Genomic DNA, 24,620 nt, shown 5'->3' on the forward strand with positions numbered 1-24,620 from the left:
GTCGGATGATGAATGCGATTGAAACGAAGAATTTATCACTATCCTATGGAGAAACTCTCATTATTGATGAATTAGACTTGAAGATTCCCAAGGGTGAAATCACCGTGTTTATTGGCGGAAATGGCTGCGGAAAATCAACGCTGCTTCGTTCAATCGCGCGTCTCTTAAAGCCAAAGTCTGGGGCTGTTTTGCTCGAAGGGAAGGCCATTGCGAAGCTGTCCACGAAGGAGATTGCGAAAAAAATGGCGATTTTACCACAATCGCCTTCTGCTCCTGAAGGATTAACCGTTCTGCAGCTTGTCAAACAAGGCCGCTATCCACATCAATCGTGGTTAAAACAATGGTCAGAGGAAGATGAGAAAAAGGTCAATGATGCATTGAAGGCCACGCGATTAGAGGACTTGAAAGAAAGAACCGTTGATTCGCTTTCCGGCGGACAAAGGCAGCGCGCTTGGATTGCGATGACGCTCGCTCAAGATACAGATATCATCCTTCTCGACGAACCAACGACTTACCTGGATATGACCCACCAAATCGAAATCCTCGATTTGCTGTTTGAACTAAATGAAACGAAAAAACGGACGGTTGTTATGGTGCTTCATGATCTAAATTTAGCTTGCCGTTATGCACATAATATTGTTGCTATAAAAGATAAGAAGGTCTATGACCAAGGGAAACCAGAGCATGTTATCAATTGCAATCTGGTCAAAAATGTATTTGGGATGGACTGTGAGGTAACGGTTGATCCGCTATTCGGGACACCGCTCTGTATTCCTTATGGAAAGGGTAGATGTATCCTTGATAAGGCGGTAGCGGTCAATGGATAAATTAATCTTAGACCAACTATTCAAGTATAGATTTAATCCAAGCCTGAAACATGCCTTTAATGTGGCTGATCTCCTGGATGAAACGTATCTCAGGGATTTCATGAAAAATTTATCTGTTGCGATTGGAGCCCCTTCTGAAAAAATAGCTGCTTCCATTTTTATCAAACGATATGCATTTTTGGCTGTGATGTCCTTATATACAATGACGGCTTTAAACAAAAACCTAAATGTATCGTTGGATAACGTAAAAATGGAATCAGCTGTACAGGGGATAGTTTGGCTGCCGGGGATTTCTATACAGGATGCGGCCGTACAGGACTGGGATGGAAACGACCGCTCTGAATGGCGTTCACGTGTATTGAATGATTTGTTTGCAAATAATATTTATCCACTCATCACCCAATTGGAGAAAACCATCGGAATATCGAAGTTAATCCTGTGGGAAAATATTGCGGTCTACCTATTTTGGCTCTATGAAACCGAACTAAAGGGTAAGGAGCATGCTGAAGAGGATTTCCGCTACTTAATTTCAGAAGCAAAAGGGAAGTTGTTTGGCTGCTACAACATAAATCCACTACCAAAGTACTTTACTGAAAAGACGTATTTGGAAGAATGGGATACAGGGGTAAGAGTAAGGAAGACGTGTTGTTTTACATACCAAATGCCGGCAGGAAAACGCTGTAAAACCTGCCCATGTACCCATATTACTATAGACAGAAGGTGTCATGATGGAGAAAGCATTTGTGAAGCAGTTCGAAGCTTTGCTTGAAAAATATAGTGAATTATTGGTGGGGCAATCTACCGAGGAAACCAAGGAGAAGGTAAAGATGTGGGCATTGTACACCCAGATTGCCAAGTCAATGCCTGCTTTAGCGAAGCATTGGAATGGGCTTTACCCGGATGCGAAGGAAGAAATGAAGCAAATCATTAATGAAATTAAAGTTATGAATGAACAGTATCGGGCCTCTTCTCAAAAGTAACTACAGCAAAAACCGGAAGCAGATGCCTCCGGTTTTTGCTGCTATTGAAGAGTACCGCCAGTTGGAAGTTGGTTCGTATATCCTTGAAACTGCTGATACGATTGCTGTAACTTCTGCTGGTCTGCTGCTTCAATAGCGTACCAGCCCTTTTTAAACATCAGGTCATAAAGGTTGCGCTGGCATTGTTGTGTCTCCGAAAAAATCTGCATAATGTCCTGATACAAACCTTCATGACTTGCTTCATGCAATGGCATGGTATAAGCAGTTGTCAAATATTTTTCAGTTGCCAGTAAATCATTAATAAAATCACGGTCATTCATTTGCGGGGTTTTTGGTACTTGTGTTTCAGGATTTTGAATCTTCTGCTGTTGGTTCATCTCAACCTTCCTCCTTATATATTGTTGTCTAGCTCCAGCTCCCAGCGGCTAGTGTCCTTCGCTCTCCGCCCTACGATAAGTCAANNCCATACGCCGCTAAACGGTCGCTTCCACTTTTCGTTATTGCATATTATTAAGCGGCTGCTGCTGGCTTGCATGCTGGCCTAAATGACCTAATATCTGCTGGTAGTGCTTCTGATGCATTTGGGCAACTTTTTCTGCTTCAGCTTTTATTTCTGGGTCCTGACACTGCCCAGCAAAAAAGTGTGCTTTCTTCGCAGATAGCAAGTTCCAGGACATCATATCATTGAGATATAGGGCATCCTTAGTTGACACGACTCCTGGCGGCTGTTGCATCCTTGTTTGCTGATTTTGCATGTTCATGTTGGGCATGTTCATATTTTGCTGCTCCATAATAACCCTCCTCATTCATTGTATCTTTACGAGTTTATCGTCTCTCAAACAGGAACTTTTATGCAAAAAGAGAAACAGGCTGAGACAACTCAGCCTGTTATCCTTAGCGCTTATATTGATTATTCTGGCTGTTTTTTTTATCAAGATGAGCCTCTTCATTGCCTGGCCCGCCATTGCCCTTCACACTTGCGGCACTAACGCCAGCTTTTGAAGGATCTTTTTTCATTTTTGCCATCATTATCACCTCAGATTATAGGATGCCCTTTCATAAGAAAATATTTAAAAAAATTTTTTTTAAGAAATTTCAAAATTCCGCGTTTATTGATTGCACAAATTTTCTAAATATTCTATAGTAAGTAGTAACAAGACTCATTCATTAATGAGATTTTTTTTAAATAAAAAATGAATGAGTATTCATTCAAAGTGTTTGAAGGGGGAGAAAAGGTTGAATCAATTAATTAAAAAAGCAGCTATCCTAGGATCTGGTGTCATGGGGTCAGGAATTGCTGCCCACCTCGCAAATATCGGCATCCCAACACTATTATTGGATATCGTGCCACGTGAACTAACAAAGGAAGAAGAGGCAAAAGGACTGACACTACAAGATAAACCAGTACGCAATCGAATCAGCGCAGCCTCGATTCAAAGATTATTGAAACAAAAGCCTGCCCCACTCGCGGTCAAAAAGAATTTGGCCTTGATTGAAGCAGGTAATTTGGAAGATGACCTCGTTAAATTGAAGGATGTTGACTGGGTCATTGAGGTAGTAGTTGAAAACTTAAATGTTAAGAAACAAGTATTTGAAAAGGTGGACCAATACCGGAAGCCTGGCAGCATCATCAGTTCCAACACCTCAGGAATTTCTGTAGAAGCGATGGTCGAAGGTAGGTCCGAGGACTTCCAGAAGCATTTTCTCGGGACACATTTCTTTAACCCGCCGCGCTATTTAAAATTGCTCGAAGTGATACCTACACAATATACGGCACCAGAAGTCCTTTCATTCATGAAAACTTTTGGTGAAGATGTTTTAGGAAAAGGTGTGGTAGTTGCGAAGGACACACCAAACTTTATTGCCAACCGAATTGGAACTTACGGACTTCTCGTAACTGTTCAGGAAATGCTAAAGGCGGGACTTAGTGTCGGTGAAGTCGATTCAATCACGGGACCATTAATTGGCCGCGCAAAAAGCGCCACTTTCCGTACCCTTGATGTAGTTGGATTGGATACTTTCTACCATGTGGCAAATAACGTTTATGAAAAAGTTGAAGGAAAAGAAAAGGATGTTTTTGAAATCCCTGCCTTTTTGAAATCTATGGTGGAAAAAGGCTGGTTGGGAAGTAAATCGGGGCAAGGTTTCTTTTTGAAAAAAGGAAAAGAAATACTCGAACTTGATCCAAATACATTAGAATATGGCCCGCGGAAGAAGCTGTCCACACCAGGAGTTGAACTGGCGAAGCAGGAAAAAGGCACCGCCAATAAATTGAAAGCGCTTGTATACGGGGATGATCAGGCCGGCCAATTCCTATGGAATACAATTGCCCAGTCACTTGTGTACTCCGCCCAACTATTAGGTGAGATTGCTGATGATATTGTTTCGATCGACCGCGCGATGAAATGGGGCTTCGGCTGGGAAACAGGCCCATTTGAGACATGGGATGCAATTGGGGTTGAAAAGTCTGTTCAAAAAATGAAGGAGTCTGGTATTAAGGTTCCAGCTTGGGTATCAGAAATGCTAGAAAAAGGCCATTCATCCTTCTATATAGAAGAAAACGGCGAAAAGTTCTTCTATGATAACGGTCAATATCGATTAGTGGAATTCAATCCGAAGGCTCTCGATCTTAAAAAAATAAAGAAACAAAAAGGTGTTATTAAGAAGAATAGCGGGGCAAGTTTGATTGATATCGGTGATGGCGTTGCGCTGTTAGAATTCCATTCCCCTAACAATGCGATTGGTCTTGATATCGTCCAAATGATTAACTTTGCCGTCGAAGAAGTGGAGAATAATTATAAGGGCCTTGTTATTGGCAACCAAGGCAAGAACTTCTGTGTCGGTGCCAACCTGGCGATGATGCTGATGGAAGTGCAGGATGACAATATTTACGAACTGGATATGATTGTCCGCCACCTCCATAGTGCCTTGCTAAAGGTTAAATACAGTTCGAAACCAGTCGTTGCTGCTCCATTTGGGATGACGCTGGGTGGCGGGGCAGAAGTGTGCTTGCCAGCTGCGCATATTCAAGCATCCGCTGAAACGTATATGGGCTTAGTGGAAGTCGGGGTCGGCTTATTGCCAGGCGGCGGTGGAAACAAGGAACTTTACATGAAACACTTAGAAAACATTCCAAATGGAGTCCCGTTTGACTTGCAAAATGTCGCTAATAAAGTGTTTGAAACAATTGCGACGGCAAAAGTTTCTACATCTGCTGAAGAAGCACGGGAAAACAATTTCTTAAGTAAGTCTGACGGAATCAGCTTTAATAACGACCATCTGCTTTATGATGCGAAGCAGGCTGTCCTTGCTTTACATGAAAAGGGCTATAAACCTAAGGTTCGCCGCAAAGTTCCCGTCGTCGGTGAAACAGGGTACGCTACTTTGTTACTCGGTGCTGAAGCCATGCGGTTATCTGGATATATCTCAGAGCATGATTTGAAAATTGCCAAGAAGATTGCTTATGTCATCGCAGGTGGAAAAGTGCCATTCGGGACAGAAGTAGATGAGCAATATTTACTCGATCTCGAAAGGCAGGCATTCTTAAGCCTAATTTCGGAGCCAAAATCTCAGCAGCGCATGCAGCATATGCTTGTAAAAGGTAAACCGTTACGCAACTAACATTCTAGGGCTCAGTAACCCTGAGGCTGAACTATTAAATAGGTTAATAATTTAACAGAAAGAGAGGGAACTTACATGAGAGAAGCGGTAATCGTTGCCGGAGCAAGGACCCCGGTAGGTAAAGCGAAGAAAGGGACGCTTGCCCATGTTCGCCCTGATGATTTGGGGGCATTGGTAGTAAGGGAAACATTAAAGCGTGCTGGAAATTACGAAGGTAATATAGATGATTTAATTATTGGATGTGCAATGCCAGAAGCCGAGCAAGGCAACAATATGGCCCGCAATATCGGAGCCTTAGCTGGACTTCCGTATACCGTTCCTGCTATCACAGTTAATCGTTTTTGTTCTTCAGGATTACAGGCAATTGCGTATGCCGCACAAGGAATTATGCTGGGCCATACCGATACTGCCATCGCTGGAGGCGCGGAATCGATGAGCATGATTCCAATGATGGGGCATGTCGTCCGTCCCAATATTAAACTAGCGGAAACTGCTCCCCAATATTATATGGGCATGGGTCATACAGCTGAGCAGGTAGCAATGAAATACGGCATTTCCCGTGAGGACCAAGATGCATTTGCCGTAAGAAGCCATCAAAAGGCAGCAAAAGCAATTGCCGAAGGGAAATTTGTCGATGAAATTGTTCCAGTTGATGTGACCATCCGCACCATCGGAAATGACAATAAACTGGTTGAAAAAACAATTCAATTTTCTCAGGACGAGGGCGTCCGTCCAGACACAAACCTAGAAACTCTAGGAAAGCTTCGCCCAGCATTTTCGGCGACAGGTACCGTAACAGCGGGTAATGCCTCGCAAACAAGTGACGGCGCAGCTGCATTGATGGTGATGGATCGTGAAAAGGCAGAGGCACTTGGACTTAAGCCGTTAGCGAAATTCCGCTCGTTTGCTGTTGGCGGTGTACCACCAGAAATCATGGGTGTCGGCCCGGTTGTCGCGATTCCAAAGGCTGTGAAATTAGCAGGTTTAGAATTATCGGATATTAACTTATTTGAACTAAATGAAGCGTTTGCGTCACAGTCACTTCAAGTCATTCGTGAATTAGGTCTAAATGAAGAAATTGTCAACGTCAATGGCGGCGCGATTGCTTTAGGGCACCCGCTTGGATGTACCGGGGCGAAATTAACCCTCTCGTTAATCCACGAATTAAAACGCCGCAATGAGCAATTTGGTGTCGTTACGATGTGTATCGGCGGCGGTATGGGGGCAGCTGGGGTATTTGAATTACTTTAATTCATTATCGTATTTCCCAAGCATATAACTCTTACAAGGGGGCGCTCTGCCCCCGCTAATCAATGATTAGGAGGAATAAATAATGACAAACCAAACAGAAAAAATTATTAAAGGCGGAAGCTTTTTAATTGAAGATATCTCTTATGAGCAATTATTTACACCGGAGGATTTCACCGAGGAGCATTTAATGATAGCGAAGACTGCGGAAGACTTTGTTGAAAAAGAAGTAGTTCCCCAGTTGGAACACCTAGAAAATCATGAGTTTGATCGTACTGTTAAACTGCTAAAAAAAGCAGGTGAACTTGGTCTTTTAGCGGTGGATGTACCAGAAGAGTACGAAGGCCTAGCCCTTGATAAAATTACTTCTTCACTACTAACTGAGAAGATGGCCGGAGGCGGCGGTTTCTCCCTTTCACACGGAGCACATGTCGGAATTGGATCGTTGCCAATCGTGTTATTCGGGAATGAGGACCAAAAACGCAGATATTTACCAGCTCTTGCATCTGGTGAAAAACTAGCGGCTTATGCGTTAACGGAACCAGGTTCAGGTTCTGATGCACTCGGCGCCAGAACTACGGCAAGATTAAATGCAGCAGGTACGCATTATATCCTTAACGGAGAAAAGCAATGGATCACCAATGCAGGTTTTGCAGATGTATTTGTGGTCTATGCAAAGATTGATGGCGAGCAATTTACTGCATTCATCGTTGACAGAGATTTCGCAGGTGTTTCAACTGGAGCCGAAGAAAAGAAAATGGGGATTAAGAGTTCTTCGACCAGAACCCTAATTTTAGAAGATGTGCCTGTTCCTGTTGAAAATTTATTAGGAGAAATCGGCAAAGGTCATGTAATTGCCTTTAACATCTTAAATATTGGGCGTTATAAATTGGCCGTTGGAAGTGTCGGTGGTTCCAAGAAAGCATTCGAATTAACGGTGAAATATGCGAATGGCCGTCAACAATTCAAAACACCAATTTCTCAATTCAATTTAACAAAAGAAAAATTCGGTACACTGGCCTCTGAGATATATGCAGCCGAGAGCTCGGTTTACCGTACAATTGGTCTATATGAAGAAAATCAAGGCAAACTGACAACTGAGCAGGAAAAGGACATTAAATTAGTCGCGAATTCAATTGCTGAATATGCAATTGAATGTTCACTTAATAAATTCTTCGCCAGTGAAGTATTAGCCCATGTGACCGATGAAGGCGTTCAAATTCATGGAGGCTATGGCTTCATGCAGGAGTATCCAATTGAAAGAGCCTATCGTGACGCACGGATCCAACGTATTTTTGAAGGAACCAATGAAATTAATCGCTTGTTAGTGCCAGGTACCTTATTGAAGAAAGCCTTCAAGGGAGAGCTTCCATTATTCCAAAAGGCAATGGCTCTACAAGAGGAATTAATGATGCTAATGCCTGAAGAGCCTGGTGATGAGCCGCTTGCACAAGAAAAATATCTTGTCAGGAACTCAAAGAAAGTCGCCTTATTAGCTGCTGGTTTGGCAGCCCAAAAATTTGGCAAAGCACTTGAAAAAGAACAAGAGGTGTTAGCTAACATCGCCGACCTTATTTCGAACGTGTATGCCATGGAATCTGTTGTGCTCCGGACTGAAAAGGCAATCGCAAAAACGGGATTAGAGAAGAATAAGCAAAAGCTTCTATATACTCAAATCTATTGCCAAGAAGCTTTCAATCAACTAGAAGCGATTGCCAAAGAAACTTTAGTGGCAGTGGAACAAGGCGATACCCTTCGGATGATGTTATCATCGCTTCGTAAATTTACACGGCATACTCCAATAAACGTAATTGCGAAAAAACGTGAAGCGGCTGATGTGATTATTGAGGCAGAACGCTATATCGTGTAATAAAACTGGGCTCCCTTTCTACTTGAAAGGGAGCTTAAATTTTATATTAAAAAAGGAAGGAGTTTTAAAAAATTAGTCGAATTTTATTAAACGGGGCATAATTTTTGCATTAGGATTTTAAAAAACGTTATGATAATATTCTATTGACATGAGAATGTCATGGATTTTTGTGGGAAAAGGCGGTGAAACTCATGTCTCTAACTTTTTATTGGTATCCGAAATGCGGCACATGTCGAAACGCGAAAAAATGGCTGGATGCCCATCATCTTTCCTATCAAGAAGTACATATTGTTGAACATCCTCCAAGTCGTGAGGAACTGCACAACCTTTATCAAAAAAGCGGGCTAGAATTAAAAAAATTCTTTAATACAAGTGGTATGAAATACCGTGAATTAGGTATTAAGGATAAAATAAAGTCTGCAACAGATGAAGAACTGCTTGAATTACTAGCCTCAGATGGCATGCTAATTAAACGGCCGATTTTAACAGATGGTGAAAATGTCACTGTTGGCTTTAAAGATGAAGAGTTTGAAAACAAGTGGTTGTAGGCCTGCTCTTCTCTCATTACTAATGGAAGTCGATTTATTTCGATGATAGATTTTTAGAAAAAACAATGGAGGGATTAAACGATGAGTACACCAAAAGAATTACGTTATTCAGAAGAACATGAATGGGTAAAGGTTGAAGGGGAAATCGTACGCGTTGGGATCACTGCTTTTGCACAGCACGAATTAGGAGATATCGTATTCGTTGAGCTACCAGAAGTGGGCGATGAGGTAACAGCTGATGAGCCATTTGGAAGCGTAGAATCTGTTAAAACAGTATCTGAGCTTTACGCACCTGTCAGTGGTAAAGTCGTTGAAGTAAATGAAGAGTTAAGTGACAGCCCTGAGTTCGTTAATGAATCTCCTTATGAAAAAGCTTGGATGATTGCGATCGAATTAACCGATAGCAGTGAACTTGATAAACTTATGACTGCTGAGCAATATGAAGAAATGATTAAAGAAGACTAAAAATTTTGGAAAGGCACCTTATCAAGGTGCTTTTTCTCTTAAATTCCCACTTTTTCTTCTACTATTTTTGGGAAACTTATAATAAATATATTGAAGAGGGTGGTATTATGACGTTAAAGCAGCAAAGAGTGGATGTTACCGATCGAGTTATAGGGAAAATGAAAAATGGGGAAATGGAACTGTATCTTGATAATACGCCAATTGGAAAAATGAAAATTTCCGATCAAATGCAAGTGGAATTAGATCATCATTTTGAGGTCGAACAGCAAAAAATTTATCAACATGTGACGACAACTGAAAACCCTGATGCGAAATACACAGACTGTGATGATGGCGGCTGGTGTTAACTATTTGAATTTTATGTAAATTTTTAGGCAAAACCCTATTTTTAAAATGACAATAATGATAAGGTTAACATAGTCAGAAGAAGGCTCACGTAATCAATATTTTAGAATATGTTAACATAAAACAACTTCTAATACAGGTGATGGATGATGAATGATTCGTATGTTGACAAAGTTCTTATTGTCGAAGGAAAATCAGATAAAAATAAGGTAAAAAAAATCGTGAAGGAACCAGTGGAAATTATTTGCACCAATGGGACCATCAGTATGACCAAATTAGATGAATTAATTGAGTTCCTCGAAGATAAAGATGTCTATATTCTTGTCGATGCTGACTTCTCAGGTGAAAAGCTTCGGAAGCAGTTAAAACGGGAATTGCCACAAGCTGAACATCTATATATTGACCGGATGTATCGTGAGGTTGCCACCGCACCTGTCCACCACTTGGCAACTGTGCTCATAGGCGCTAATATTGATGTCCATACTGAATTCTTAGAAATGGGTTAATGTTTATATGAACGAATGGAATCGAATCGAACTAACTTCCTTTTTCGATAATAAGGCATCAGGACTAATTTATTTTTACACCCCGATGTGCGGGACCTGTCAGGTAGCTTCAAAAATGCTCCAGGTCATCGAACAACTAGTAGAGGTAGATTTAGGAAAAATGAACCTAAACTTCTACCCCGACCTTGCGAGACAACTTGAAGTAGAAAGCGTCCCCTGCCTAATTTTTGTCGAAGCTGGAAAAGTAAAAGAAACACTCTACGCGTTTCAATCCGTACCATTTTTGCTTGAAAAAATTAAAGAGCATTTATTATAAAAGCAGATGCAGATGCATCTGTTTTATTTTTTTGTTAAAGCTGTGAACGGTCACTGTGCCCACCTCACCAACCCTAAATCCGACATATTTCTCAGGAAATCTTCCCAAGTCTCCATCCTAAAGTAGATAATTGTCGACTACTTTAAAGAGGATTTTAGGTCTGTTTCTTGTATATTTATGATAAGAGCGCAGACCGGAGTGGTGAATATGATAGAGACACTAAAGAACTTTCAATTAACTATTAAACAGCAAGGGCATGTTCTGCCGTTGCTTGAGCGAGTGAATATCAGATTGAATTTAGTCTGTGAACAAAAAAACATTCAAATCATCATCAGGAATGGTGAAGTTCTTAGCATTTTTGATTCCGAACCAGCAGACACATTACCTGAAATCCGAGGGGACTTACAAGCCATGAAACAGCTGCTAGAAGGGAAGGAAAGGCTGCGAGCACTTGAACGAAGCGGCCAGATCAGTATAACAGCCTCTTTACGAACCACATTATTGCTAGAATCTATCTTTTATTTAACGAAAGCGCAGGAAAATTTTGCAACAGCAAGAAATTTTTAATCAAACCTATTGACTCGGAATTAAATTTTAGATATTATATATTTAGAATATTTAGCCAATTACTATAATTTAATCAATACATTCTTATCAAGAGTGGCGGAGGGACTGGCCCTTTGAAGCCCGGCAACCGGTTAAAAACATTCAACACGGTGCTAAATCCAGCAAAGCTAATGTGCTTTGGAAGATGAGGTGAGTGAGAACCCCTCTTCGAATAAAGCAGGGGTTTTTTGAATTGGATCTACCAAAAAGAGGGGGAAGTAAAATGACTGAAAATCAAAAGAAGTACCGTTTCGAAACCTTGAGTGTGCATGGTGGATTGTCACCCGACCCAGTTACAGGAGCAAGGGCTGTTCCGATTTATCAAAATAATGCCTACCAATTTAAAAATACGGAGCATGCAGCAAACTTATTTAGCTTAGCAGAACCTGGTTACATATACACACGTATACACAACCCAACGACTACCGTTTTTGAAGAAAGAGTTGCCTTATTGGAAGGCGGGGTCGGTGCCCTGGCCGTCGCAAGCGGGATGGCCGCGATTACTCTCGCAATTTTAAATATTGCCGAAGCAGGTGATGAAATCGTATCTGCTTCTAACCTTTATGGCGGGACGTATAATCTATTTGCAGTCACCCTGCCGAAATACGGAATTAACGTGAAATTTGTTGACCCGGAAAATCCAGATAATTTCCGCGCCGCGATCACTGACAAAACGAAGGCGGTATTTGCTGAAACGATTGGTAATCCAAGCCTGCGTGTCCTTGACATTGAAAAAGTAGCTGAGATTGCCCATGAAGCAGGTGTACCACTAATCATTGATAATACCTTTGCCACGCCTTATCTCTGCCGGCCAATAGAACATGGAGCCGACATTGTTATTCATTCTGCTACAAAATGGCTCTTAGGAAATGGAACAAGCACAGGTGGAATCATTGTTGATGGTGGTAAATTCGATTGGAATTCGCCGCGGTTCCCTGGTTTTACCACACCAGATGCCAGTTACCATGACCTTGTCTATGCAGAGGCACTGGGAGCGATAGCCTACATTATTAAAGCTCGTGTTCAATTGCTGCGTGATTTAGGACCAGCGTTAAGTCCACAAAATTCCTTCCAGTTTGTTCTTGGACTTGAAACATTACATGTTCGCATGAAAGAACATGTGGCCAATACAAAAGAGGTAGTCGCTTATTTGTCAAACCATCCTGCGGTTGAGTGGGTATCCTATCCTGGTCACCCATCACATCCTGATTATGAACTTGCCAAAAAGTACTTGCCAAAGGGTGCAGGCTCGATGGTTGTTTTTGGAATTAAAGGCGGCAAGGAAGCCGGAGCAAAATTAATCGATTCTATTACACTATGGGCACATGTTGCCAACGTGGGTGATGCAAAAAGTCTCATTATTCATCCAGCCAGCACTACTCATCAGCAATTAGATGCCGAAGGCCTAAAAGCTGCAGGTGTTACAGAGGATTTAATTCGACTTTCAATCGGGATTGAGAATGTAGAAGATCTAATTGAAGATTTAGAATCGGCGATTGTTGCGGCAACAGGTATAACATCCTTAAACGTTAATGCCTAAAACCTGCTAAACTTATTTTTCCGAATATGTAGTTATTTTCATTGACACTACTTTTTATACATGATACGATAACTTTCGTAATATAATTTACTTAAACAAATTAACGTATTAATTGAATATAGGACTTGATGCTCTTATCAAGAGAGGTGGAGGGATGTGCCCGATGAAGCCCGGCAACCGTCAATATTTATATTGAAATGGTGCCAATTCACACAAAGCGAACGCTTTGGGAGATGGGAGAAAGGATTATTCTATTTATGATGCCTTTCTGCCTTCGCAGAAAGGCTTTTATTTGTTAAAATAGAATCTTTTTGTTAAAAAATTCAAACCCTATATTATATTTGCAAGGATTATTACAAGAAAATTCTTTCAGAATCTTGTGTAAATTGGATGAGAAGCAGGTGATTCAATGATTTCAATAAAAAATGTTCAAAAGATTTTTCCTTCTAAACAAGGGCAGTTAACAGCAGTTGATGATGTGAATTTGGAAATACAAGAGGGAGAAATTTTCGGGGTAATTGGTTATAGCGGTGCCGGGAAAAGTACGTTAATCAGAATGTTAAATGGGCTGGAACTGCCGACCAGCGGAACCGTAACAGTAGCAGGTCGTGTGGTCTCAAAAATCAAGGGTGCACAACTCCGGAAAGCACGCCAGGAAATCAGTATGATCTTTCAGCATTTTAACTTACTGTGGTCGAGAACCGTTAGTGAGAATATTGCTTTCCCCTTAGAGATTGCTGGCATCAAGGGCTCTGAGCGTCAAAGTAGAGTTAGGGAACTGATTAAGCTAGTGGGTTTGGAAGGAAGAGAAAATGCCTACCCATCCCAGCTTAGCGGAGGACAAAAGCAGCGTGTCGGAATTGCCAGAGCGCTTGCAAACAATCCAAAGGTCCTACTCTGTGATGAAGCAACTTCCGCGCTTGATCCACAAACGACCGATTCTATTTTGGAATTATTAGTCGATATTAATAAAAGGCTCGGATTAACGATTGTTCTAATCACGCATGAAATGCACGTCATTCGAAAAATATGCCACCGCGTGGCCGTTATGGAAGGCGGAAAGGTGGTCGAACTTGGACAAGTATTAGATGTATTCAAAAATCCGCAGCAGTTAATTACTAAACGATTTGTACAGCAGGTTACTGAACCAGAGGAAACGAAAGAGACCGCAGAACTTTTGCTTGAACGTTATCACTCCGGTCAAATTGTTCAACTAACCTTTATTGGGGAATCGGTTGAACAGCCGCTTATAACGAATGTCATTCGCCATAATAATGTAACTGTTAATATCTTGCAAGGGAAGATTTCACAAACCCAAAGCGGATCCTATGGAACTCTCTTCATTCATGTCGATGGGGACGAAGCAGAGGTCGACAAAGCGGTCGCCTATATTCGTTCACAGCAAGTAGGAGTGGAGGTGGTTACAAGTGAATAATAAACCCTATTTCCAAGATTTTGATTGGCTTGCCATGTGGGAGGCAACCAAACAGACACTGTATATGACCGGGATATCCGTTGTAGCTACATTTATATTAGGAATCATGCTGGGTTTGCTCCTCTTCCTTACTTCAAAAGGAAGCATGTGGAATAATAAACCAATCAATGTTGTTATTAGCGGCATCGTAAACATTTTCCGTTCGATTCCGTTTATTATCTTAATTGTCTTATTAATACCCTTTACAATGATTTTATTTAAAACCATGATTGGTGAAAATGCCGCATTGCCCGCACTGATTATTGGTGCCGCTCCGTTTTATGCACGAATGGTGGAAATCGGCCTCAGAGAAATTGATAAAGGGGTTATCGAAGCCGCAAAATCAATGGGAGCAACGACAGGAACGATTATTTGGAAGGTTCTCCTACCAGAATCAATGCCAGCGCTTGTTTCAGGGATAACAGTAACAGCGATTGCCCTTGTTGGTTATACAGCAATGGCAGGAGTGATTGGAGCAGGTGGGTTAGGAAATCTAGCTTATCTTCAAGGATTCCAACGAAGCCAAAACGATGTCACGCTAGTCGCGACGATCATCATTTTAATTATTGTGTTTATCATTCAGTTTATCGGTGATTTTATCACTTCAAAATTAGATAAAAGATAAAGGAGAGGTCAAAATGAAAAAATTACTAAGTTTATTATTAGCTTTATCAATCGTATTTGTTGTCGCAGCTTGTGGCAAATCTACAGATGAAAAATCAGAAGGTACTACCGGTACAGGTAAAGAAGCAGAAGCAACAAAATTAGTAGTCGGAGCATCTAACGTTCCCCATGCTGAAATCTTAGAAAAAGCAAAACCATTATTAAAAGAAAAAGGCATTGACTTAGAAATCAAAACATTCCAAGATTATGTATTACCAAACAAAGCGTTAGCTTCAAAAGAATTGGATGCCAACTACTTCCAACACATCCCGTACTTGAATGCTCAAAACGAAGAAAATGGTTATGGCTTTGTTAACGCTGGCGGCATCCACATTGAACCAATTGGTGTTTATTCTAAAAAATACAAAAAGCTTAGCGATCTTCCAAAAGGTGCACATTTAATCATGAGTAACTCTGTAGCTGACCATGGCCGCCTATTATCTTTACTTGAAAAAGAAGGCGTTATTAAGCTAAAAGAGGGCATTGATAAAACAAAAGCTGAATTAAAAGATATTGTAGAAAATCCAAAAAACTTAAAGTTTGATACCAATTATGAAGCAGCATTACTTCCAAAAATCTATAACAATGGTGAAGGCGACGCCGTTCTTATCAACTCTAACTATGCTATTGATGCTGGTTTAAACCCTATCAAGGATTCAATTGCAATAGAAGACAAAGAATCACCATATGTAAACGTCATTGCAGTTCGTAAAGGTGATGAAAATAAACCGGCAATCAAAACATTGGTTGAAGTCCTTCATTCAAAAGAGATCCAAAACTTCATTCTTGAACAATACAAAGGTGCCGTTGTACCGGTTTCTGAGTAGATTAATAATAGAAAAGTCAGTGTGAGAGCACTGGCTTTTTTCTGTTTTTTTGTCAAAAGACCGTATACATCTTAACAGCTTCTATGGGTAAAATAGGAAGAACTTTAACCCTGAATTCATTGGAAAATGATAAAAAAATAAGGTATGATTTTATTCGAGTGCTTTTACTTGGACAATATTCGTCTGAATTTTCACTAAAAACAGCACTTCATTCTCATTTGGCACTTGCTTAATGAAAATAGATGGTCTGTTTTTACTGTTTTAGAGTTGCTAATACATTTCATTTGTTATAAGATTGTAATGAGAATAAAATGAGAATAGGGTATAAAAACACCACGTTCTCTTTGGAGGTATAGATATGGCTGGATCAACATTAACGATCAAAGATTTACATGTAGCAATTGATGGCAAAGAAATTTTAAAAGGTGTAAACCTTGAAATAAAGGGTGGAGAAATCCACGCAATCATGGGTCCAAACGGTACAGGTAAATCCACTTTATCTTCAGCAATCATGGGTCATCCAAAGTATGAAGTAACAAGCGGGTCAATCACATTAGATGGACAAAATGTCCTTGAAATGGAAGTAGATGAGCGTGCACGCGCTGGACTATTCCTTGCAATGCAATATCCAAGTGAAATTAACGGCGTTACAAATGCCGATTTTTTACGTTCTGCCCTAAATAGCCGCCTTGGTGAAGGAAATGAAATTTCATTAATGAAGTTTATTCGTAAAATGGATAAGCAAATGGAATTCCTTGAAATGGACCTTGATATGGCACAACGTTATTTAAACGAAGGCTTCTCCGGCGGTGAAAAGAAACGTAACGAAATTCTGCAATTAATGATGTTAGAACCAAAGATTGCAATTTTGGATGAAATTGATTCCGGACTAGATATTGATGCACTAAAAGTAGTATCAAAGGGAATTAATGAAATGCGCTCCGAAGATTTCGGCTGCTTAGTTATTACACACTATCAACGACTTTTAAACTATATCACTCCAGACCATGTGCATGTCATGATGCAAGGCCGTGTTGTAAAATCCGGCGGAGCTGAACTAGCACAACGCTTAGAAGCTGAAGGATATGACTGGATCAAGCAAGAGCTTGGAATTGAAGATGAAACAGTTGGGCAAGAAGCGTAAGAGAGGGTTAGGAGGATTACAATGACAACAGAAATCAAATTACCATTTGATCAGGAAAATGTTCGTTCTTTTTCAAAAGAAACGAGCGAGCCTGCTTGGTTCGAAGAGCTCCGTTTGAAGGCATTAACTGACTTCGAGCAACTACCAATGCCAAGACCTGATAAAACAAAGATTGATAAATGGAACTTCACCCAGTTTACTCAACATACAGTAAAAAGTGCTCCTATCACATCGCTTGCTGATTTATCAGAAGAAGTGAAAGCATTAATTGACATGGAAGCCGAAAATAAGAATTTATATATTCAACGAAATCAGACTCCTGCCTTTTTATCTTTATCAGAAGAACTAAAAAGCAAAGGTGTAATTTTTACGGATCTTTTTACTGCTGCAAAAGAGCACGGAGAAATCCTGAAGAAGTATTATCTCACTCAGGCTATCAATGCTGATGAACATCGCTTAACGGCTTTAAATGCTGCCTTGGTTAATGGTGGAGTTTTCTTATACATTCCAAAAAATGTTGAAGTCACTGAACCTATCCAGGCAGTGTTCGTTCAAGACAATGCCGAAGCTAACTTATTTAACCATGTAATTGTTGTGGCCGAGGATAATAGTGCTGTAACTTACGTTGAAAACTACATTTCCACAGTGGAAACATCTAATAATTTAGTTAATATCTTAACTGAGGTTGTTGCCAATGTGAATGCACGTGTACGCTATGGTGCGGTAGACACATTAGCTAAAGGAACAACAACTTATGTGAATCGTCGCGGCGTTGCTGGCAGAGATTCTCAAATTGAATGGGCCCTTGGATTAATGAATGAGGGAAATACCATTTCTGAAAATACAACCAACCTTCTAGGTGACGGTTCTATTGGCGATACAAAAACAGTGGTTGTCGGACGTGGCGAACAAACTCAGAACTTTACTACAAAGGTTGTTCACTTCGGCAAACATACGGTAGGAAATATCTTAAATCATGGTGTGGTTAAGGATAGTGCGACATCGATTTTTAATGGTATTGGTAAAATTGAGCATGGTGCATCAAAATCTGATGCAGAACAAACATCTCGAGTGTTGATGTTAAGTGAAAAAGCACGAGGAGACGCCAACCCAATTCTTTTAATTGACGAAGATGATGTTGTGGCTGGACACGCTGCATCTGTCGGCCGTGTAGACCCTGTTCAACTTTACTACTTGATGAGCCGCGGAATTCGTAGAGAAGAAGCTGAGCGTTTAGTTATCCATGGTTTCCTAGCTCCAGTAGTGAATCAACTGCCGATTGAAGGGGTAAAGAAACAGTTAACAGAAGTCATTGAAAGGAAAGTACGCTAATGAATATCAAGGATATTCGCGCACAATTTCCTATCTTAGATCAAGAAGTCAATGGCAAGCCATTGGTATACTTGGATAGTTCTGCAACATCACAAAAGCCGCTCCAAGTAATCGAGGCAATTGAAAAATATTATCGTGAAATTAATTCCAATGTCCATCGTGGCGTGCATACACTAGGAACAAAAGCAACAGATGCTTACGAAGGGGCAAGGGAAAAGGTTCGTAAGTTTATCAATGCCAAGTCCACTCAGGAAGTTATTTTCACGAGAGGAACGACGACCTCTCTTAATACCGTAGCTGCAAGTTACGCTGCAGCTAATCTAAAAGCAGGCGATGAAATTGTTATTACCTATATGGAGCACCATAGTAATATCATTCCGTGGCAGCAAGTGGCAAGACGGACTGGTGCCCAGTTAAAATATATTCCGCTGAAAAAAGATGGAACCATTTCGCTTGATGATGCTCGAGCAACGATTACTGCAAACACCAAGATTGTTTCTGTTATGCAGGTTTCCAACGTACTTGGTGTCATTAATCCAGTCAAAGAGATTGCTCAAATTGCTCATGAAAATGGAGCAATCATGGTAGTCGACGGTGCGCAAAGTGCCCCGCATATGAAGATTGATGTTCAAGAGTTAGATTGTGATTTCCTTGCTTTTTCAGGACATAAAATGTGCGGTCCAACCGGCATTGGTGTTCTTTATGGAAAAAAACATCTGCTCGAAAATATGGAGCCAATTGAATTTGGCGGCGAAATGATTGATTTCGTTCAATTGTACGAATCAACTTGGAAAGAACTGCCTTGGAAGTTCGAAGGCGGTACACCAATTATTGCTGGTGCGATTGGTCTTGGGGCTGCCATCGACTTTTTAAACGAGGTAGGCTTAGACCAAATCGCCGAACATGAACATAAATTGGCTGGGTATGCTTTAGAAAAAATGGCTGCTGTCGAAGGCATGACGATTTATGGACCCCTTGATGCGGCAAAGCGTGCTGGACTAATTACCTTTAATATAAGTGATGTTCATCCACATGATGTTGCAACTGTTCTTGACGCAGAAGGGATTGCAGTTCGTGCCGGACATCATTGCGCCCAACCGTTAATGAGATGGCTAAAAGCCTCAGCAACAGCACGTGCAAGCTTTTACCTATACAACACAGAAGATGATATAGATAAACTTGTTGAAGGACTTGTTAAAACAAAGGAGTATTTCAGCGATGTCTTCTAATTTAGATAATCTTTACCGTCGGGTGATTATGGACCATTATAAAAACCCACGCAATCGTGGCGTTTTAGAGGATGGCAGTCTGACGATTAATATGAATAACCCAACATGTGGGGACCGAATTCAATTGACACTTAAAGTAGTTGATGGAATTGTGGTTGATGCCAAGCAAGAAGGCGAAGGCTGTTCGATTTCCATGTCATCCGCTTCAATGATGACCCAGGCGATTAAAGGGAAAACGATTGAGGAAGCATTAAAGCTATCAACAATCTTTTCGGACATGATGCAAGGCAAAGAGTATGACGAAGATATCGATTTAGGGGATATCGAGGCACTTCAAGGGGTTGCTAAATTCCCAGCCCGCATCAAATGTGCAACCTTAGCTTGGAAAGCAATGGAAAAAGGATTGAAAGAAGAGGAAAAAGAATAGGATGAAATAGGGCATTTTTTAGGCCTTATTCGTTTAAGAAATGGAGGAACAAGGGCGATGGCAAAAAAAATGCCGGAAATCGGTGATTATAAATATGGTTTTGCCGATAAAGACGTTTCCATATTCCGATCTAAGCGCGGTTTAACTGCTGATATAGTAAAAGAAATTTCTAAGTTGAAGAATGAACCACAATGGATGTTAGACTTCCGTTTGAAGTCGCTTGAGCATTTTTACAAAATGCCAATGCCACAATGGGGCGGCGATTTAAATTCATTAAACTTTGATGAAATTACTTATTATGTAAAACCATCTGAGAAATCTGAGAAATCGTGGGATGAAGTTCCTGAAGAAATCAAAGCAACTTTTGATAAACTAGGAATTCCTGAGGCAGAACAGAAGTACCTTGCAGGGGTATCGGCACAGTATGAATCGGAAGTTGTTTACCACAACATGAAGGTAGAACTTGAAGATTTAGGGATTGTCTTTAAGGATACAGATTCTGCTTTACGAGAAAATGAAGATATTTTCCGTGAACACTGGGGCAAGGTTATTCCGCCAACAGATAATAAGTTTGCCGCATTAAACTCAGCAGTTTGGTCTGGCGGTTCGTTCATCTACGTGCCACCAGGTGTAAAAGTGGATACGCCATTACAAGCTTACTTCCGCATCAACTCAGAGAATATGGGTCAATTTGAACGTACCCTAATCATTGTTGATGAAGGCGCACACGTGCATTACGTGGAAGGCTGTACAGCACCGGTCTATACAACGAACTCCTTACACAGTGCCGTTGTAGAGATTATTATTAAAAAAGATGCATACTGCCGTTATACAACCATTCAAAACTGGGCGAATAATGTCTTTAACCTTGTAACTAAGCGCGCCGTTTGTGACGCAAATGCGACAATGGAATGGATTGATGGCAACATCGGTTCAAAATTAACGATGAAGTACCCAGCTGTTATTTTAAAAGGCGAAGGCGCTCGTGGTTTGACGCTTTCGATTGCGATTGCTGGAAAAGGTCAACACCAAGATGCGGGTGCAAAAATGATTCATTTAGCACCAAACACGTCCTCCACCATCGTTTCTAAGTCGATTTCTAAACATGGCGGTAAAGTAACCTACCGCGGCCAGGTTCACTTCGGACGCAAGGCAGACGGGGCTCGCTCTAATATCGAATGTGATACGTTAATTATGGATAACAAATCAACATCAGATACCATTCCATACAATGAGATTCTAAACGATAACATTTCACTAGAGCATGAAGCCAAGGTTTCAAAGGTTTCCGAGGAGCAGCTCTTCTACCTAATGAGCCGTGGAATTTCGCAACAGGAAGCGACTGAAATGATCGTAATGGGCTTTATCGAGCCATTTACAAAAGAATTGCCAATGGAATATGCCGTTGAAATGAACCGTCTCATTAAGTTTGAGATGGAAGGCTCAATCGGTTAATATTTTTGAAAAATTTACCCGCTTGCCATAGTTGGCAGGTGGGTTTTTTTCATTCAAAAATTGCCACCTACAAAAAATGGATATGCTATTATTAATAGTTGGAGGTGAGTTGTTTGATCTATATTGGTGTAACGGGCTGGGGCGACCACGACAGCCTTTATCCTGGCGCTATATCCTCACGGGACAAGCTAAAAGCGTATGCGGGTCATTTTCCCATTGTCGAAGTTGATTCAGCCTTCTATGCCATTCAGCCGCAAAGCAACGCTGAAAAGTGGGTTAAAGACACACCAGCCAGCTTTCAGTTTATCGTCAAGGCTTACCAAGGAATGACCGGACATATGCGCGGAGGGATTCCATTTGAAAATAAACAGGCGATGTTTATGGCCTTCAAAGAGTCGCTCGAACCATACATAGAAACAAATAAATTAGCGATGTCTCTCTTCCAATTCCCACCGTGGTTTAGGTGTACGAGAGAAAATGTCCAATACTTAAGATGGTGTAAGCAGGAAATGGGAGAGATTCCCTGTGCGTTAGAATTCAGACACCAGTCCTGGTTCTCACCGAAATATCTTCAAAAAACAATCGAGTTTATGACGGAAGAAAAATGGATCCATAGCATTTGTGATGAACCACAGTCAGGTGAAGGGTCCATCCCAACAGTATTGCACTCCACCACGCCTGAGAAGGTCCTCGTCCGATTTCATGGCCGTAATATTCATGGCTGGCAAAAACGAATAGGAGTGGATTGGCGCGAGGTTCGTTATCTTTACCGCTATAACCATCAAGAGCTAGAAGAATGGTCAAACTCGATTCAAGAATTAGTCAAAGACTCGAAAGATATCTATCTCCTTTTTAACAACAATTCTGGCGGAGATGCAGCAGATAATGCTAAGGAAATGATCAATCTTTTGCATCTTGAATACAATGGGCTTGCTCCACGCCAGTTGGATCTATTATAAAAGTTAGGAGAAGGAATAACATGGAATGGATCTTAATTGTAATTATCGGTATACTCGGAAGCTCCTTAGGCTCGCTCATTGGTTTAGGAGGCGGGATTGTAATTGTCCCTTCATTACTTTATTTATCAACCCTGTCAGCCTTCGGACATATCACACCGCAGGTTGCAGTGGGAACATCTCTTTTTACGATGATTTTTACAGGGCTCTCTTCGACCTTAGCTTATATGAAACACAAGACCATTGATTATAAAAGCGGCTTAATTTTTCTGATTGGCAGCGGACCAGGAAGTATTTTGGGCGCCTGGGTTACCGAAGGCTTACATATGAAGACCTTTAATATCTTTTTCGGACTATTTATTATATTTGTGTCGATTATTTTATTGCTAAAGGACAAATTAAAGCCATTACCATATAAAAAGGATCGGGGAATCGTCCGCACATTTACCGATAATCGAGGAAATACTTCAGAATATGGATACAATCCAGTGATGGCGATTCTCATTGCTTTAGTTGTTGGTTTTATTTCAGGAATCTTTGGAGTAGGCGGCGGTTCGTTAATGGTACCGACGATGATATTAATATTCTTTTTTCCGCCCCATGTGGCTACGGCTACATCGATGTTTATGATTTTACCAACCTCATTATTAAGCTCGATTACGCACATTACCCTAGGGAATGTTGACTGGATGTACGCACTGGCATTAGTCCCTGGGGCATGGATTGGAGCCCAAATTGGTGTCTATTTAAACACAAAGCTGAAGAGTAAAACAATCGTGTTAATTTTACGCGCGATTCTCATCATCGTTGGGATTCGTTTAATTTATCAAGGAATTTTTGGGTAGGTTAAAAATGGAAACAATACATATTTATCATACAAATGATGTCCACAGTCATCTAGAAAATTGGCCGCGAATCAAGCAGTTCCTTGCTCAAAAGCAAATCATTCATCACCAAGAAGAGGAGGATGTTTTCCTATTTGATATCGGTGATTTTATTGACCGCTGGCATCCTTTTTCGGAAGCAACGAAGGGGAAGGGAAACATTGACCTTTTAAATGAATGCCAGTACACAGCTGTAACAATTGGGAACAATGAAGGGGTGAACCTCCCCTATGATGACCTTAATCAGCTTTATGAACATGCTCAATTCGATGTTTTACTAGCAAACCTTTACACGACCGACGAAGGATTCCCTCACTGGGTAAAACCATATAAAGTTTATCAAACAAAAAAGGGTACAAAAGTGGGGGTAATTGGTCTAACCGCATACTTTGTGCATTTGTATGGATTATTAGGCTGGAAGGTGACTGAACCGGTTGAAGAGCTAAAGAAATGGATCGAACCATTAAAAGCTGAATCCGATCTCATTATATTACTCTCCCATTTAGGTCTTCCTGAAGATGAATCAATCGCGGCGGAATTCCCTGATATTGATGTGATCCTTGGCTCTCATACACACCACTTTCTTGAAAAAGGAAAGATCGTGGGCAATACACTTCTTGGGGCTGCAGGTAAGTATGGGCATTTTGTGGGGCACGTCACGCTCCATCTGAATGAGCGGAAAAGCATTACAGAAAAATATGCCGTATTAATTGATAGTAAGGAATTACCAAGGGTACAAAATGAGCAGGATCAAATTGACGGTTATTTTTCAAAAGGAAAATCACTATTAAATCAAAAGGTAACTACGTTAGCTACACCTTTAAAATCGGAACTATTTCGAGAAACTGAGTTCTCACGAATGTTGTCCAGGGCGTTGAGAGAATGGTGTAACACAGATTGTGCGCTGATTAACGCAGGACTCATCTTAGGCCCATTAAAAGGGGATGTGACAGTTTACGATTTGCTGACTATTTGTCCGCATCCGATTAATCCCTGTGTAGTTGAATTAACGGGAAAAGAACTGGAAAGTGTAATTAGGCAGACGAAAGACGAAAGTTTAGTCCATCGAGAAATCAAAGGTCTTGGTTTTAGAGGAACGCTTTTAGGAGTGTTTGTCTATGACCAAATTTGCTTTCAAAATGAGGGTATCCTCGTAAATGGAATGGAATTGAACTATGAAAAAAATTATACCTTGGCCCTACCCGATATGTTCACGTTTGGTCATTTTTTTAAGGATGTTCTTCCACAAAAAGAAAAAAGGTACTTCCTTCCAGAATTCTTACGCGATTTATTAAAGTGGAAATTACAATTGGAATCATAGCAAATAACACGCTTTTTCCCTTCTAATCATAATTTG

Annotated in this window: 27 protein-coding genes and 2 riboswitches; of the genes, 24 read left to right on the plus strand and 3 right to left on the minus strand. The window is 40.8% G+C overall.

Translation table 11 applies throughout. From position 1 onward, the window contains the following. Window positions 1-8 precede the first annotated feature (8 nt). From V7121_RS09965 to V7121_RS09975, 3 genes are read left to right on the plus strand one after another with little or no spacing between them, the layout of a single operon-like run. Window positions 9-827 carry an ABC transporter ATP-binding protein gene (locus V7121_RS09965; protein WP_335502014.1) on the plus strand — a complete coding sequence of 273 codons (819 nt, stop codon included), beginning with the start codon at window positions 9-11 and terminating at the stop codon, window positions 825-827. Then, entirely contained in the window at window positions 820-1,596 is a 777-nt protein-coding gene (locus V7121_RS09970) for an IucA/IucC family C-terminal-domain containing protein (protein ID WP_335502016.1), read from the plus strand. Before V7121_RS09965 ends, V7121_RS09970 begins: the two co-directional genes overlap by 8 nt. Then, window positions 1,556-1,807, plus strand: coding sequence for a DUF2573 family protein (locus tag V7121_RS09975; RefSeq protein ID WP_335502018.1), 252 nt, complete (start codon window positions 1,556-1,558; stop codon window positions 1,805-1,807). The genes V7121_RS09970 and V7121_RS09975 overlap by 41 nt, the downstream gene beginning before the upstream one ends. A 41-nt stretch (window positions 1,808-1,848) precedes the next feature. On the opposite strand, the gene V7121_RS09980 is transcribed toward V7121_RS09975, so the two are convergent. From V7121_RS09980 to V7121_RS09990, 3 genes are all read right to left on the minus strand, one after another. After that, on the minus strand, window positions 1,849-2,184 hold the full coding sequence (locus tag V7121_RS09980; protein WP_335502020.1) for a spore coat protein: 336 nt from the start codon (window positions 2,182-2,184) through the stop codon (window positions 1,849-1,851). 120 nt (window positions 2,185-2,304) lie between these two features. Next, window positions 2,305-2,583 (minus strand): hypothetical protein, encoded by a 279-nt coding sequence (locus V7121_RS09985; protein WP_335502022.1) that lies wholly within the window; start codon window positions 2,581-2,583, stop codon window positions 2,305-2,307. A 118-nt stretch (window positions 2,584-2,701) separates the two neighbouring features. Next, window positions 2,702-2,833, minus strand: a complete 132-nt coding sequence (locus tag V7121_RS09990) for a YuzL family protein (protein ID WP_098572409.1) — start codon at window positions 2,831-2,833, stop codon at window positions 2,702-2,704. A gap of 171 nt (window positions 2,834-3,004) precedes the next feature. Here V7121_RS09990 and V7121_RS09995 point away from each other — a divergent pair, with 171 nt between their 5' ends. From V7121_RS09995 to V7121_RS10095, 21 genes are all read left to right on the plus strand, one after another. Continuing rightward, complete coding sequence (locus tag V7121_RS09995) at window positions 3,005-5,428, plus strand: 3-hydroxyacyl-CoA dehydrogenase/enoyl-CoA hydratase family protein (RefSeq protein ID WP_335546489.1); 2,424 nt, start codon at window positions 3,005-3,007, stop codon at window positions 5,426-5,428. A 75-nt stretch (window positions 5,429-5,503) separates the two neighbouring features. Further along, entirely contained in the window at window positions 5,504-6,679 is a 1,176-nt protein-coding gene (locus V7121_RS10000) for an acetyl-CoA C-acetyltransferase (protein WP_335546491.1), read from the plus strand. Window positions 6,680-6,761: 82 nt separating this feature from the next. After that, window positions 6,762-8,546 (plus strand): acyl-CoA dehydrogenase family protein, encoded by a 1,785-nt coding sequence (locus V7121_RS10005; protein ID WP_335502030.1) that lies wholly within the window; start codon window positions 6,762-6,764, stop codon window positions 8,544-8,546. A gap of 191 nt (window positions 8,547-8,737) precedes the next feature. Next, window positions 8,738-9,094, plus strand: coding sequence for an arsenate reductase family protein (locus V7121_RS10010; RefSeq protein WP_335502032.1), 357 nt, complete (start codon window positions 8,738-8,740; stop codon window positions 9,092-9,094). 81 nt (window positions 9,095-9,175) lie between these two features. After that, on the plus strand, window positions 9,176-9,559 hold the full coding sequence (gene gcvH, locus V7121_RS10015; RefSeq protein WP_335502034.1) for a glycine cleavage system protein GcvH: 384 nt from the start codon (window positions 9,176-9,178) through the stop codon (window positions 9,557-9,559). A gap of 107 nt (window positions 9,560-9,666) precedes the next feature. Next, the gene (locus V7121_RS10020; protein WP_335502036.1) at window positions 9,667-9,906 is read left to right on the plus strand and encodes a YusG family protein; all 240 of its coding nucleotides are present in this window, start codon (window positions 9,667-9,669) and stop codon (window positions 9,904-9,906) included. 147 nt (window positions 9,907-10,053) lie between these two features. Further along, on the plus strand, window positions 10,054-10,410 hold the full coding sequence (locus V7121_RS10025; RefSeq protein ID WP_335502038.1) for a toprim domain-containing protein: 357 nt from the start codon (window positions 10,054-10,056) through the stop codon (window positions 10,408-10,410). Between the two features lie 7 nt (window positions 10,411-10,417). Continuing rightward, window positions 10,418-10,726 (plus strand): thioredoxin family protein, encoded by a 309-nt coding sequence (locus V7121_RS10030; protein WP_335502039.1) that lies wholly within the window; start codon window positions 10,418-10,420, stop codon window positions 10,724-10,726. Window positions 10,727-10,933: 207 nt separating this feature from the next. After that, a complete protein-coding gene (locus V7121_RS10035) occupies window positions 10,934-11,293 on the plus strand; it encodes a hypothetical protein (RefSeq protein WP_335502041.1) in 360 nt (119 codons plus the stop codon). An 81-nt stretch (window positions 11,294-11,374) separates the two neighbouring features. Continuing rightward, window positions 11,375-11,484: riboswitch (SAM riboswitch) on the plus strand. Window positions 11,485-11,555: 71 nt separating this feature from the next. Then, the gene (locus V7121_RS10040; protein ID WP_335502043.1) at window positions 11,556-12,872 is read left to right on the plus strand and encodes an O-acetylhomoserine aminocarboxypropyltransferase/cysteine synthase family protein; all 1,317 of its coding nucleotides are present in this window, start codon (window positions 11,556-11,558) and stop codon (window positions 12,870-12,872) included. A 131-nt stretch (window positions 12,873-13,003) separates the two neighbouring features. Continuing rightward, a riboswitch (SAM riboswitch) is annotated at window positions 13,004-13,112 on the plus strand. A gap of 169 nt (window positions 13,113-13,281) precedes the next feature. Continuing rightward, window positions 13,282-14,307 carry a methionine ABC transporter ATP-binding protein gene (locus V7121_RS10045; RefSeq protein WP_335502045.1) on the plus strand — a complete coding sequence of 342 codons (1,026 nt, stop codon included), beginning with the start codon at window positions 13,282-13,284 and terminating at the stop codon, window positions 14,305-14,307. Between the two features lie 34 nt (window positions 14,308-14,341). After that, window positions 14,342-14,971 carry a methionine ABC transporter permease gene (locus tag V7121_RS10050; RefSeq protein ID WP_335502210.1) on the plus strand — a complete coding sequence of 210 codons (630 nt, stop codon included), beginning with the start codon at window positions 14,342-14,344 and terminating at the stop codon, window positions 14,969-14,971. A 13-nt stretch (window positions 14,972-14,984) separates the two neighbouring features. Continuing rightward, a complete protein-coding gene (locus V7121_RS10055) occupies window positions 14,985-15,836 on the plus strand; it encodes a MetQ/NlpA family ABC transporter substrate-binding protein (RefSeq protein WP_335546493.1) in 852 nt (283 codons plus the stop codon). 358 nt (window positions 15,837-16,194) lie between these two features. After that, window positions 16,195-16,980 carry a Fe-S cluster assembly ATPase SufC gene (sufC, locus tag V7121_RS10060; protein ID WP_335502049.1) on the plus strand — a complete coding sequence of 262 codons (786 nt, stop codon included), beginning with the start codon at window positions 16,195-16,197 and terminating at the stop codon, window positions 16,978-16,980. A 21-nt stretch (window positions 16,981-17,001) separates the two neighbouring features. After that, window positions 17,002-18,312 carry a Fe-S cluster assembly protein SufD gene (gene sufD / locus V7121_RS10065; protein ID WP_335502051.1) on the plus strand — a complete coding sequence of 437 codons (1,311 nt, stop codon included), beginning with the start codon at window positions 17,002-17,004 and terminating at the stop codon, window positions 18,310-18,312. Beyond that, window positions 18,312-19,541, plus strand: coding sequence for a cysteine desulfurase (locus V7121_RS10070; RefSeq protein WP_335546495.1), 1,230 nt, complete (start codon window positions 18,312-18,314; stop codon window positions 19,539-19,541). Before sufD ends, V7121_RS10070 begins: the two co-directional genes overlap by 1 nt. Beyond that, window positions 19,531-19,968, plus strand: a complete 438-nt coding sequence (gene sufU, locus V7121_RS10075; protein WP_098572377.1) for a Fe-S cluster assembly sulfur transfer protein SufU — start codon at window positions 19,531-19,533, stop codon at window positions 19,966-19,968. The genes V7121_RS10070 and sufU overlap by 11 nt, the downstream gene beginning before the upstream one ends. Window positions 19,969-20,025: 57 nt before the next feature. Next, the gene (gene sufB, locus V7121_RS10080) at window positions 20,026-21,423 is read left to right on the plus strand and encodes a Fe-S cluster assembly protein SufB (RefSeq protein WP_335502056.1); all 1,398 of its coding nucleotides are present in this window, start codon (window positions 20,026-20,028) and stop codon (window positions 21,421-21,423) included. 113 nt (window positions 21,424-21,536) lie between these two features. Then, on the plus strand, window positions 21,537-22,382 hold the full coding sequence (locus V7121_RS10085) for a DUF72 domain-containing protein (protein ID WP_335502058.1): 846 nt from the start codon (window positions 21,537-21,539) through the stop codon (window positions 22,380-22,382). 20 nt (window positions 22,383-22,402) lie between these two features. Further along, complete coding sequence (locus V7121_RS10090) at window positions 22,403-23,224, plus strand: sulfite exporter TauE/SafE family protein (RefSeq protein WP_335502060.1); 822 nt, start codon at window positions 22,403-22,405, stop codon at window positions 23,222-23,224. Window positions 23,225-23,231: 7 nt separating this feature from the next. Then, window positions 23,232-24,584 (plus strand): bifunctional metallophosphatase/5'-nucleotidase, encoded by a 1,353-nt coding sequence (locus V7121_RS10095; protein WP_335502062.1) that lies wholly within the window; start codon window positions 23,232-23,234, stop codon window positions 24,582-24,584. The last annotated feature ends 36 nt before the right edge of the window (window positions 24,585-24,620 follow it).

The sequence above is a fragment of the Neobacillus drentensis genome, from assembly GCF_036962125.1.
In the GTDB taxonomy this organism is placed as follows: Bacteria; Bacillota; Bacilli; order Bacillales; family Cytobacillaceae; genus Neobacillus; species Neobacillus drentensis_B.

Bases quoted from the DNA above. Each gene is read 5' to 3' on its own strand.
- V7121_RS09965 (WP_335502014.1), top strand. From the start codon at position 9: ATGAATGCGATTGAAACGAAGAATTTATCACTATCCTATGGAGAAACT.
- V7121_RS09970 (WP_335502016.1), top strand. From the start codon at position 820: ATGGATAAATTAATCTTAGACCAACTATTCAAGTATAGATTTAATCCA.
- V7121_RS09975 (WP_335502018.1), top strand. From the start codon at position 1,556: ATGGAGAAAGCATTTGTGAAGCAGTTCGAAGCTTTGCTTGAAAAATAT.
- V7121_RS09980 (WP_335502020.1), bottom strand. From the start codon at position 2,184: ATGAACCAACAGCAGAAGATTCAAAATCCTGAAACACAAGTACCAAAA.
- V7121_RS09985 (WP_335502022.1), bottom strand. From the start codon at position 2,583: ATGAACATGCCCAACATGAACATGCAAAATCAGCAAACAAGGATGCAA.
- V7121_RS09990 (WP_098572409.1), bottom strand. From the start codon at position 2,833: ATGGCAAAAATGAAAAAAGATCCTTCAAAAGCTGGCGTTAGTGCCGCA.
- V7121_RS09995 (WP_335546489.1), top strand. From the start codon at position 3,005: ATGAGTATTCATTCAAAGTGTTTGAAGGGGGAGAAAAGGTTGAATCAA.
- V7121_RS10000 (WP_335546491.1), top strand. From the start codon at position 5,504: ATGAGAGAAGCGGTAATCGTTGCCGGAGCAAGGACCCCGGTAGGTAAA.
- V7121_RS10005 (WP_335502030.1), top strand. From the start codon at position 6,762: ATGACAAACCAAACAGAAAAAATTATTAAAGGCGGAAGCTTTTTAATT.
- V7121_RS10010 (WP_335502032.1), top strand. From the start codon at position 8,738: ATGTCTCTAACTTTTTATTGGTATCCGAAATGCGGCACATGTCGAAAC.
- gcvH (WP_335502034.1), top strand. From the start codon at position 9,176: ATGAGTACACCAAAAGAATTACGTTATTCAGAAGAACATGAATGGGTA.
- V7121_RS10020 (WP_335502036.1), top strand. From the start codon at position 9,667: ATGACGTTAAAGCAGCAAAGAGTGGATGTTACCGATCGAGTTATAGGG.
- V7121_RS10025 (WP_335502038.1), top strand. From the start codon at position 10,054: ATGAATGATTCGTATGTTGACAAAGTTCTTATTGTCGAAGGAAAATCA.
- V7121_RS10030 (WP_335502039.1), top strand. From the start codon at position 10,418: ATGAACGAATGGAATCGAATCGAACTAACTTCCTTTTTCGATAATAAG.
- V7121_RS10035 (WP_335502041.1), top strand. From the start codon at position 10,934: ATGATAGAGACACTAAAGAACTTTCAATTAACTATTAAACAGCAAGGG.
- V7121_RS10040 (WP_335502043.1), top strand. From the start codon at position 11,556: ATGACTGAAAATCAAAAGAAGTACCGTTTCGAAACCTTGAGTGTGCAT.
- V7121_RS10045 (WP_335502045.1), top strand. From the start codon at position 13,282: ATGATTTCAATAAAAAATGTTCAAAAGATTTTTCCTTCTAAACAAGGG.
- V7121_RS10050 (WP_335502210.1), top strand. From the start codon at position 14,342: ATGTGGGAGGCAACCAAACAGACACTGTATATGACCGGGATATCCGTT.
- V7121_RS10055 (WP_335546493.1), top strand. From the start codon at position 14,985: ATGAAAAAATTACTAAGTTTATTATTAGCTTTATCAATCGTATTTGTT.
- sufC (WP_335502049.1), top strand. From the start codon at position 16,195: ATGGCTGGATCAACATTAACGATCAAAGATTTACATGTAGCAATTGAT.
- sufD (WP_335502051.1), top strand. From the start codon at position 17,002: ATGACAACAGAAATCAAATTACCATTTGATCAGGAAAATGTTCGTTCT.
- V7121_RS10070 (WP_335546495.1), top strand. From the start codon at position 18,312: ATGAATATCAAGGATATTCGCGCACAATTTCCTATCTTAGATCAAGAA.
- sufU (WP_098572377.1), top strand. From the start codon at position 19,531: ATGTCTTCTAATTTAGATAATCTTTACCGTCGGGTGATTATGGACCAT.
- sufB (WP_335502056.1), top strand. From the start codon at position 20,026: ATGGCAAAAAAAATGCCGGAAATCGGTGATTATAAATATGGTTTTGCC.
- V7121_RS10090 (WP_335502060.1), top strand. From the start codon at position 22,403: ATGGAATGGATCTTAATTGTAATTATCGGTATACTCGGAAGCTCCTTA.
- V7121_RS10095 (WP_335502062.1), top strand. From the start codon at position 23,232: ATGGAAACAATACATATTTATCATACAAATGATGTCCACAGTCATCTA.